Source organism: Enterobacter cloacae complex sp. IR5422, from assembly GCF_049238165.1.
In the GTDB taxonomy this organism is placed as follows: Bacteria; Pseudomonadota; Gammaproteobacteria; order Enterobacterales; family Enterobacteriaceae; genus Enterobacter; species Enterobacter roggenkampii.
This window is the reverse complement of sequence record NZ_JBMKHT010000055.1, coordinates 1-9,042: the sequence shown is the minus strand read 5'-3', so window position 1 is coordinate 9,042 and position 9,042 is coordinate 1. Positions and strand designations below refer to the sequence as shown.

The window sequence follows — 9,042 nt, the reverse complement described above, 5'->3', positions numbered from 1 at the left end:
GGTTTTTTTTGGCGGGGGGGCTGCTTCGCCTTACCCGGCCTACATTTTGCTCTCGTAGGCCCGGTAAGGCGAAGCCGCCACCGGGCAAACGGTCTCAACTGTACTGCCGCACCCGTGCCACCAGATCTTCCGCGCTGTCGATACGATCGGCAATCACAATCAGCGCCTTGCCGAGCGTTATCGCGTGGCGCAGGCATTCGTGGCGCATCGCCTCGTCCTCAATGGTGTCGATATCCGCGACGTGGGAAAGCCCGACGCTGCGGCGAATGAGTTCGGTGCCGCAGAAGCCGATGGCGTCATGCCAGACCTTTTTCAGGAACGCGGAGGCATAGCCCGGCGCGCTGAGCGCCGCGTCGCGCGTTTTCTCGTGCGCCAGCGCCTGGAAGCGTTCCGCGAAGGTGTTCCACAGCTCCTGAATATCGGTCAGGCGCTGCTCGCGCGCGGCGGCGGCATCGCGAATGCCGAGGTGCCCCGGCAGGCCGCAGAAGTTGAGCAGCAGGTTGCCGATGGCGGTGCCGATATCAAAGCCCATCGGCCCGAAATAGCCGAACTCGGCGTCGATGGCCTTCAGGCTGCCGTCGGCCACAAAAATCGAGCCGCTGTGGATATCCCCGTGCAGCAGGGCTTCAGCCTGAGAAAAGAAGCGGTGCTTGAGGGAGGCCACGGCAATTTTCAGCTGGGCGTCGTCGCGTAGCGCGGCGACGTCATTTTCCAGCTCGGCCGGGTAGCTGTTGCGTTCGTGGATCTGGTACGGATCGTTGAAGAACAGATCTTCGGTGATCTCACACATCTCCGGGTTGATGAATTTCGCCACCTGCGCTTTCTTCTCGTGCGGATGCAGGAAGAAATCGCTGGTGTGGAACAGCGCGTGCGCGAGGTATTCACCCAGCTGACGCGCCGCCTGCGGGTAATAATTATTTTTGATCAGCTCGCCGCGCCAGATGCGATGGCTGGAGAGATCTTCCATCACCATTACCGCCAGTTCCGGGTCAAAGTGGTGGATTTTCACGGTGTGCTGCGGGCTGTGCCGGTAGTGCTCGACCAGCGTTTGCGCCTCCAGACGGGCGCGATCCAGCGTCAGCGGCCAGGACTCGCCGACGCAGCGCACGTAGGGCAGCGCCTGCTTGACGATGATGCGGCTCACGCCCGCGCTGTCGAAAATTTTAAAAACCAGATTGAGGTTGCCGTCGCCTACCTCCTGCGCCTCCACCAGCGATGAAGGATCGTCAAGGCCGCCAAATTGCCTGGCATATTCCACGGCGTCCTGAGCGGTAAAGGTACGGTATTGCGACATGGTCTGCTCCTCACGGGTTTGCTAATAAAGACATGTAGACGTCTATACATCTGGATTTCATCCTGACACAATGTGCTACAACAACGCAACAGGGAATTAACGACATGCAGACATTACAGACGACCAGCCTGCGGGTAGCGGATAATCAGCTCTTTATTCTCGACCAGCAGGCCCTTCCGCAGGAGAAACGCTGGCTGGATGCCTCAACGGTAGAGGCGCTGGTGGGGCATATTCACGCCCTGCGGGTGCGCGGCGCGCCGCTGATCGGTCTCTCTGCAAGCCTGCTGCTGGCGCTGCTGGCCGAAAACGGCAAAAGTCGTGATGAACTGGCGCTGGCGCTGGAAACGCTGCGCGCCTCCCGGCCGACGGCGGTTAATTTGATGAACAACCTCGACCGCATGAAGCGGGCGCTGTGGCAGGAAGATTTTGTGCCGGCGCTGACGGCGGAAGCGTTGCGTCTGATTGATGAGGATAAACAGCTCTGCGACGCCATCGCGCGTGCGGGCAGTGCGCTGGTGAAGCCCGGCAGCCGTCTGCTGACCCACTGCAACACCGGCGGGCTGGCAACGGCGGGCGTCGGCACCGCGCTGGGGGTGATTGCTCGCGCACATCAGGAAGGCAACGTCAGCAACGTCTGGGTGGATGAAACCCGCCCCCTGCTGCAGGGCGGTAGATTGACCGCCTGGGAGCTGGGCGAACTGGGCGTGCCGTATCAGCTGATTACCGACTCCATGGCCGCCAGCCTGATGGCGAAAGGGCAGGTCGACGCCGTGTGGGTGGGCGCAGACCGCATTGCGGCCAACGGCGACGTGGCGAACAAAATCGGCACCTACTCTCTGGCGGTGCTGGCAAAATTCCACGGCATTCCGTTCTACGTGGCCGCGCCGCAAACGACCCTCGACCCGGACTGCCCGAACGGCGACGCGATCCCGATTGAGCAGCGCGCCGCCAGCGAGGTGACGGGCGTCGCCGGAAGCTTTGGCGCGGTGCAGTGGGCACCTGAAAACGCGCAGGTCTATAATCCAGCGTTTGACGTGACCCCAGCCTCGCTGATTAGCGGCTGGGTGCTGGATACGGGCGTGGTCACGCCGGAAGAGGTTGCGGAAGGGAAATTTGCCTGAGTCCGGCTATCCTTTAAGGGGCTCCCTTAAGAGGACAACATCGTGACGCTCGACCCTGAAACAGACTTAAAACTGGAGCGCGTGGTGGACGCACCGCGCGACCTCCTGTGGCTCTGCTGGACTACGCCCGAACACATCAAACACTTCTTCATTCCTGCACCGCATAAGGTGATCGACTGCGACCTTGACCTCCGCGTGGGCGGGCGGTTCAACACCGTGTTTGAGGTGGACGGCCAGCGGATGGATAACCGCGGCGTCTTTCTGGAAATCGATCCTGGCAAAAAGCTGGTCTTTACCGACGGTTATACCGAAGGCTGGAAACCGGCCGAGAAGCCGTTTATGACGGCGATTCTGTTGCTGGAAGACGCCGGGGAGGGGAAAACCCGCTATACGGCGATTGCGCGCCACCCCACGAAGGAAATCCGCGAGCAGCATGAGCAGATGGGCTTCCACGAAGGGTGGGGGATAGTGCTGGATCAGCTGGTGGAGTATGTGAAAGGGCTTAACGCTTAGTGCGCGCTGGTGCCCTCACCCCGACCCTCTCCCACAGGGAGAGGGAGAAAAGATCAGGCCAGGCGTGGATACGCATCCGCAATTGCGTCACCGGTAAACTGGGCAACCCAGCCTTCCGGATTGTCGAAAATACGAATGGCGGTAAAGTTCGGCTCTGAGCCCATATCAAACCAGTGCGGCGTGCCCGCGGGCACGGAGATCAGGTCGTTTTTCTCGCACAAGACCTGATATACCTCATCGCCGATGTGCAGGCAGAACAAGCCCGCGCCTTCCACGAAAAAGCGTACTTCGTCTTCGCCGTGGGTGTGTTCGTTCAGGAACTTCGCGCGCAGCGCGTCTTTCTGCGGATTGTCGGCGCGCAGGCTGATCACGTCCCAGCTCTGGTAACCCTTCTCTGCCACCAGTTTGTCGATCGCATGTTGATACGCCGCGATCACGGCTTCAGGCGCGGGATCGTGTCCTAAATCGCGATCCGCCGCCCAGCGTTCAAACCGCACGCCTTTCGCGTTGAGCTGTTGGGCAATCTCGGCGGCGTCGGTGCTGTGCCACTGGTGTTGACTGGCGTCTTTGTCGGAATAAATGGTCAATGCGCTCATGAAGGGATCTGCTCCGGGTTAATCTCGTCAAACTGGTGGACCTGATGGTGGTGGCTTGCGCCGTCATCATCACCGCGAATCAGCTGCAGGGTACGAAAACCTGCTTGTTCAGCCGCGTCCAGCTCCTGATGAATATCGGAGAGGAAGAGGATCTGCGACGGGGCGATGCCCGTTTGTGCCGCAATGTTCTGATAAGACTGCACCTCGCGCTTGGCGCCGATGTGGGTGTCGAAATAGCCGCTGAACAGATGAGTAATATCACCTTCGTCGCTGTAGCCAAATAACAGTTTCTGCGCGGCGACGGAGCCAGAGGAATAAACATAGAGATCAATCCCTTGCGCTTTCCATTTTTCCAGCGCCGGGAGCACGTCCGGGTAGAGATGGCCGGTAAAGTCGCCGTTAACGTAGCCGTCGTGCCAGATGATCCCCTGCAGCGCTTTAAGCGCCGTGGATTTACGGTCTTCATCCATAAAGGCAAACAGGGCGTCGATAAGTTCGCTGACGCTGGCGTGTGGGTTAGCGATTTCATCACGCAGGTTGTCCAGAATGGATTTGACCGGCTCGGCGTACTGCTGCGCGGTCACGAAGGCCGCCAGTCGCTCACGCGCGTAGGGGAACAAAACATCATGGACAAAACGAATATCGCTGGTGGTCCCTTCAATATCCGTCACAATCGCGCGAATCATACTCTCTCCAGTTGTCGTAAACGCATTTCGCATTCAAATAAGAACTCTAATCCTTCCAGATGACGCCGGGCTTCGGCCACGTCGCGTCCCCAGCAGGTTAAGCCATGACCGCGCAGAAGAAAACCATAATTAAGCGGCCGTTCCTGGGCGTAATGAGCGATGCGTGAGGCGAGGGCGTCGATATCCTGGTCGTTATCAAAGACCGGGATAGCCACCGTATCCAGATGCGTGGTTTGTCCGGTGAGGGATTTTTGCATCTCAAAGCCGCTGATGTTGAGCTCGGCCTCTTTGACCAGACGCGACAGCACCGTGGCGTTAACCGTGTGAACGTGCAGCACGGCGTTGGCTTCCGGGAACAGGCGATAAATCAGCGTGTGCAGACCGGTCTCCGCCGACGGTTTACGACCGGACGGCGCGCGGTTGGTGGCGATCTCCACCTGCAGAAAGTCATCGGTTGTGAGGCTACCTTTGTCTTTGCCGGATTCGCTGAGCCAGCAGAGATGTTCGTCCTGACGCACCGACATGTTACCGCCGGTAGCGGGCGCCCAGCCTTTGGCACCGATCCAGCGGCAGGCGTCGACCAGATGCGTGAGTTGCAGGTTGTCTGTCATTTTCCTTTTACCCTCTCGGCCAGGAATATTCATATGGTATAGACGTCTAAGCGTCTTGATTGCCAAAGACTAACATCGTGTTATAGTGGCAGCAACATAAGTATTACAAGCAGGCACAACACAATGAGCATTAACGCCTTGATTCCGAAAAGTAAACTTCCCAACCTCGGTACCACCATCTTTACGCAGATGAGCGCCCTGGCGCAGCAGCACAACGCCATTAACCTTTCTCAGGGGTTCCCGGATTTCGACGGCCCGGCTTATCTGCAGGCGCGTCTGGCGTATCACGTGGCGCAGGGGGCGAATCAGTATGCGCCGATGACGGGCGTGCAGGCGCTGCGGGAAGCGATTGCCGATAAAACGGCGGAGCTGTATGGCCATAAGCCTGATGCGAACAGTGATATCACGGTGACGGCAGGGGCGACCGAAGCGCTGTACGCGGCCATCACCGCGCTGGTGCGCGCGGGGGATGAAGTCATCTGCTTTGATCCGAGCTACGACAGCTATGCGCCTGCGGTTGAACTCTCCGGCGGCGTGGTGAAACGCGTGGCGCTCCAGCCGCCGCATTTCCGCCCTGACTGGCAGGCGTTTGCTGCGCTGCTGAGCGACAAAACCCGTCTGGTGATCCTGAATACGCCGCATAACCCGTCGGCGACGGTGTGGCAAAAAGCCGATTTTGCCGCGCTGTGGCAGGCTATCGCCGAACGGGAAATTTACGTCCTGAGCGATGAAGTCTACGAGCACATCTGCTTTGCTGAGGAAGGGCATGCCAGCGTGCTGGCCCATCCGCAGCTTCGCGAGCGTGCTATCGCCGTCTCTTCGTTTGGTAAGACCTACCATATGACCGGCTGGAAGGTAGGGTACTGCGTGGCCCCGGCGGCCATCAGCGCTGAGCTGCGCAAAGTGCATCAGTACCTGACGTTTGCCGTGAACACGCCGGCTCAGCTGGCGCTGGCGGATATGCTGCGCGCGGAACCCGCGCATTACCGCGAGCTGCCGCACTTCTATCGTGAACGTCGGGATCTGTTTGTGGCGGCGCTGAGCCAAAGCCGCCTGGAAATTTTGCCGTCTGAAGGAACCTATTTCCTGCTCGCCGACTACAGCGCGATTTCCGAACTGGACGACGTTAGCTTTTGCCAGTGGCTGACGAAAGAGGTCGGCGTGGCCGCCATTCCATTGTCGGTGTTCTGCGCCGATCCCTTCCCGCACAAGCTGATCCGCCTGTGCTTTGCGAAGCAGGAATCGACGCTGCTGGCGGCGGCGGAGCGTTTGAACACGCTCTGATTATTTCACCGTCCACGCTTCTGAGTAACGGCGGTCTGCAAACAGCTCCAGCAGACCGTTGATTTGCTTGAGGCGCAGCACCTCATCGCTGTCCATGCCCAGCTCTTTGCCTATTCGCTCATCATTCCAGCCGAGCTGTGCCAGTTCGCGCACGATATCTGACATGGCGTTGATTTGATGCCGACCCCGCGCCCGATTGTGGCGAATCGTGGCGGCCATACGGTCATGTTTATCCTGCCGGTGCTGGCGCAGGCAGGTGACGGGGAGATATCCTCTGAGCTGACGCTTCAACGCCGCCCGATTTTTGCCGATTTCGTGGCGATGAAAGCCATCCACAATTTCGTAGTGATGGGCTTCACTTTCCGTCACAACAATAGGTTGGGTGAATCCATCGAGTTCGAGCGACTTGCTGAGCAGCCGTTTTTCCGGAGGGGCAACGTTATTGGGGTTGTAGTCGTTAGCGATAATCGCGTCCTGTTTGATCCAGAGAACGCAGTCTATCGGTTGCTCGCGAAAAGGGCTGTTTTTATGGATCGCTTCGCGAAAGGCATTGATGGCAGTAATCCGATCCTCCTCGCAAAGTGACTGAAGGTACGTTTCGATCTCGGTAATTATTCTTTGTCGCATAAAATGCCCCATTCCTTGCGCTTCGCCTTCACTCGTTCGCTGTAGCGCTGATAATGTTTAGGTTTATTCGGGCTGAACGACAGCGCCCTGCACCAGTAGTCATTATTAAGTAATACCTTACAAATACGGCGCCATGAGGGGATGTCTTTGGCGCCGATATCGCCGTCCTGCGTCTCGGGGATATCCGGCATGCCTCTCTTCTGATACCAGTGCAGATAGATCGCGATTTTATTGCGGTAATGCTCAGCCGTGTTTTGCGGCATGCTGTTCAGCAGGAGCATGGCGTAGTCGCGCCAGCCGAGGTGATCGGGTTTGAGGATTTTCCGGTGGCCATAAAAGCGGTTGTCCTGCCCGGCGTAGAAGCCGCCGCTGCGCACGCCGCTGACGCGCTCGCACATGGCGGCCCAGCGCTCAGGCTCGAGAACGTGATAGAGCCAGAGTCCCTGGCGCTGTTCCGGGCCGAAGGGCTCGCAGATGCGCATATAGCGCGGCGGGACGCCCGCCTGAAACATGAGGTTGTAGAGCGGGTTATAGCTGCTTCCGGATTTTGCAAACCATGTCCAGATGTCTGCGGTTTTCCAGTCGTAAAGAGGATAGACGTACCACGCGTGCCCGCCGGGCGCGGTGGTTGTCCAGGGCTTATCGTCCGCGAAGCGATGCTTGCGGTTGTTGGCGATGGTCAAAAATCGGTTGTAGGATTCATCGGCGCGAATGCCCACCAGCATGGCTGCCGGACGGTGCAGGGCAAACCAGTCGGAAAACGAGCGGACAAAGGCTTCAAAGGTCATTCCCGTCTGGTAAAAATCAAAATAATCCGCAGCGGTGATGGCGCCTTCCGGCGGCTGGCGCACCCAGCGCACGTCCGGCGCCCAGCATTGCCATTCAGGCTGATACTGTGAGAGGGAATTTTGCGTGGTTAGCGGAAGCGCCACCCAGTAAAAGTGCTCGATGACGTCCCGGTAGCCTTCGCGCAGCGCATTAACGTGCTCAATGGTACAGGAGAACTGTGCTTCCCAGTCAATAAAAAGCACGCTGATTTTTCGTTTTTGCGCCCGGGCCATTTGCGCGGTGAGATGCAGCATGACGGTGGAGTCTTTGCCGCCGGAGAAGGAGACGCAGATGCGGGAAAAGGTGGCGAACGTCCAGCCGATGCGCTCCTGCGCGGCCTCCAGCACGTTAAGCTGCAGGGGATATTTATACAGTGACATGTTCAATCTCTTCCTGAGTATGACTGTCGGGGGCTTTTATTTACGCTGATTAACCATGAATAGTAAAGATATTAAGGAGAAACCGGAATAATAAGATCTTCCATTATCGAATTTGTTGCCAAAATGTAATTAAAAAGCCCTCAGGAAATATCGAAAATTATTCTGCTTCGATTTTTTCAATGAATTTCGAAAACACGCTGCTGTTTAGCGCTGAGCGATTGTAAAGCATATAAACATCTAATTGCGGAGTCTCAAAAGGCAAGGAAATGCTCTTCAGGTTGAGATGGTCTTTATATCGTTCAAACAATATTGTTGGTACAAAGCCTATTAAATCACTCACGCCAATAATATTCATAATCGAAAGCAGTGAGTCACTGCGGAAACAGACGTTGCGTTCCGGAAGGAGAATGTTTGACTGCAGCTGGAACTCTTTTATGCCATTCTCCTGACTGCGCATCAGCGTGAATTTTTCCTGGCTGAGTTCCTCGAGCGTTGCGCTATCGCCGAGGCGGGGGTGATCTTTGCTGCACGCCACCTGTATTGAAAACTTCATAAAGCGGGTACAGACGATAGAGCGACTGTTAACCGGAGCAAAGCTAAACACCAGATCGGCCTTGCGGTAGGCGAGCAAATCCTCGGCTGACTCAGGGGATAAGACCACATCATTATGTTCTATGTCGTAATTCCCTTCGGCAAGCAGAGAGCTTAGCAGGCCGCCGAAGCGCCCATGGGCCACAATCTGCGGGCAGTAGATGACAAAGCTCTTTTTGATCTGCGCGTTATTCAGGATATTAATGGTTTGCTCAATGCTATTAAGGTTTTCTTCCAGATGGTGATGCAAATTGATCCCCACTGTCGTCGGGGTAATGCCTTTACCCGAACGAATAAAAAGCGGGTCATTCAGTTGCGCGCGCAGGCGTTGCAGGGACTGGCTCACTGCTGAGGGCGTGATGTAGAGTGTTTCCGCTGCCTTGCTAAGGAAGGTGCGAATAAGTCCGAGATGTGAGATCATCGTGTTGTAACCTGAACCCAGAATGAGTAACCGGATGAGCCAGCAACTGACTTTTGCCGACAGTGAGTTTTCCAGTAAACGCCGCCAGAC

At 57.1% G+C, this 9,042-nt stretch carries 10 protein-coding genes; 3 read left to right on the top strand and 7 right to left on the bottom strand.

Features of this window, described 5'->3' with window-relative positions; all coding sequences use genetic code 11:
* Window positions 1–94: 94 nt before the first annotated feature.
* A complete protein-coding gene (gene mtnK / locus ACOTXT_RS19805) occupies window positions 95–1,294 on the bottom strand; it encodes an S-methyl-5-thioribose kinase (protein WP_333166287.1) in 1,200 nt (399 codons plus the stop codon).
* Between the two features lie 104 nt (window positions 1,295–1,398).
* Between mtnK and mtnA the strand changes: the two genes are divergently transcribed.
* Both mtnA and ACOTXT_RS19795 read left to right on the top strand, forming a co-directional pair.
* Window positions 1,399–2,415, top strand: coding sequence for an S-methyl-5-thioribose-1-phosphate isomerase (gene mtnA, locus ACOTXT_RS19800; RefSeq protein ID WP_333166285.1), 1,017 nt, complete (start codon window positions 1,399–1,401; stop codon window positions 2,413–2,415).
* Window positions 2,416–2,457: 42 nt separating this feature from the next.
* The gene (locus ACOTXT_RS19795; protein WP_320751300.1) at window positions 2,458–2,928 is read left to right on the top strand and encodes an SRPBCC family protein; all 471 of its coding nucleotides are present in this window, start codon (window positions 2,458–2,460) and stop codon (window positions 2,926–2,928) included.
* Between the two features lie 53 nt (window positions 2,929–2,981).
* Here ACOTXT_RS19795 and ACOTXT_RS19790 read toward each other — a convergent pair whose 3' ends face one another.
* Genes ACOTXT_RS19790 through ACOTXT_RS19780 form a run of 3 tightly spaced genes read right to left on the bottom strand, consistent with a single transcriptional unit; the run spans window position 2,982 to window position 4,821 of the window.
* Window positions 2,982–3,524, bottom strand: a complete 543-nt coding sequence (locus ACOTXT_RS19790) for a 1,2-dihydroxy-3-keto-5-methylthiopentene dioxygenase (protein WP_008501008.1) — start codon at window positions 3,522–3,524, stop codon at window positions 2,982–2,984.
* Window positions 3,521–4,210, bottom strand: a complete 690-nt coding sequence (gene mtnC / locus ACOTXT_RS19785; protein ID WP_008501009.1) for an acireductone synthase — start codon at window positions 4,208–4,210, stop codon at window positions 3,521–3,523. The genes ACOTXT_RS19790 and mtnC overlap by 4 nt, the downstream gene beginning before the upstream one ends.
* Window positions 4,207–4,821, bottom strand: coding sequence for a methylthioribulose 1-phosphate dehydratase (locus ACOTXT_RS19780; protein WP_023618408.1), 615 nt, complete (start codon window positions 4,819–4,821; stop codon window positions 4,207–4,209). Before ACOTXT_RS19780 ends, mtnC begins: the two co-directional genes overlap by 4 nt.
* A gap of 123 nt (window positions 4,822–4,944) precedes the next feature.
* On the opposite strand from ACOTXT_RS19780, the gene ACOTXT_RS19775 reads away from it, so the two are divergent.
* Window positions 4,945–6,105, top strand: a complete 1,161-nt coding sequence (locus ACOTXT_RS19775; RefSeq protein ID WP_333166279.1) for a pyridoxal phosphate-dependent aminotransferase — start codon at window positions 4,945–4,947, stop codon at window positions 6,103–6,105.
* Here ACOTXT_RS19775 and ACOTXT_RS19770 read toward each other — a convergent pair whose 3' ends face one another.
* From ACOTXT_RS19770 to citR, 3 genes are all read right to left on the bottom strand, one after another.
* Window positions 6,106–6,732, bottom strand: coding sequence for an IbrB-like domain-containing protein (locus ACOTXT_RS19770; RefSeq protein WP_032656202.1), 627 nt, complete (start codon window positions 6,730–6,732; stop codon window positions 6,106–6,108). It lies immediately after the preceding gene.
* Window positions 6,717–7,940: a phosphoadenosine phosphosulfate reductase gene (locus ACOTXT_RS19765; RefSeq protein WP_333166276.1), complete on the bottom strand. Its 1,224-nt coding sequence runs from the start codon at window positions 7,938–7,940 to the stop codon at window positions 6,717–6,719. Before ACOTXT_RS19765 ends, ACOTXT_RS19770 begins: the two co-directional genes overlap by 16 nt.
* 157 nt (window positions 7,941–8,097) lie before the next feature.
* The gene (gene citR / locus ACOTXT_RS19760) at window positions 8,098–8,952 is read right to left on the bottom strand and encodes a DNA-binding transcriptional repressor CitR (RefSeq protein WP_421625419.1); all 855 of its coding nucleotides are present in this window, start codon (window positions 8,950–8,952) and stop codon (window positions 8,098–8,100) included.
* Window positions 8,953–9,042 lie beyond the last annotated feature (90 nt).

What these genes read in the sequence shown, in the direction of transcription:
- mtnK (WP_333166287.1), bottom strand. Translation starts at nt 1,294, where the DNA reads ATGTCGCAATACCGTACCTTTACCGCTCAGGACGCCGTGGAATATGCC.
- mtnA (WP_333166285.1), top strand. Translation starts at nt 1,399, where the DNA reads ATGCAGACATTACAGACGACCAGCCTGCGGGTAGCGGATAATCAGCTC.
- ACOTXT_RS19790 (WP_008501008.1), bottom strand. Translation starts at nt 3,524, where the DNA reads ATGAGCGCATTGACCATTTATTCCGACAAAGACGCCAGTCAACACCAG.
- mtnC (WP_008501009.1), bottom strand. Translation starts at nt 4,210, where the DNA reads ATGATTCGCGCGATTGTGACGGATATTGAAGGGACCACCAGCGATATT.
- ACOTXT_RS19780 (WP_023618408.1), bottom strand. Translation starts at nt 4,821, where the DNA reads ATGACAGACAACCTGCAACTCACGCATCTGGTCGACGCCTGCCGCTGG.
- ACOTXT_RS19775 (WP_333166279.1), top strand. Translation starts at nt 4,945, where the DNA reads ATGAGCATTAACGCCTTGATTCCGAAAAGTAAACTTCCCAACCTCGGT.
- ACOTXT_RS19770 (WP_032656202.1), bottom strand. Translation starts at nt 6,732, where the DNA reads ATGCGACAAAGAATAATTACCGAGATCGAAACGTACCTTCAGTCACTT.
- ACOTXT_RS19765 (WP_333166276.1), bottom strand. Translation starts at nt 7,940, where the DNA reads ATGTCACTGTATAAATATCCCCTGCAGCTTAACGTGCTGGAGGCCGCG.
- citR (WP_421625419.1), bottom strand. Translation starts at nt 8,952, where the DNA reads ATGATCTCACATCTCGGACTTATTCGCACCTTCCTTAGCAAGGCAGCG.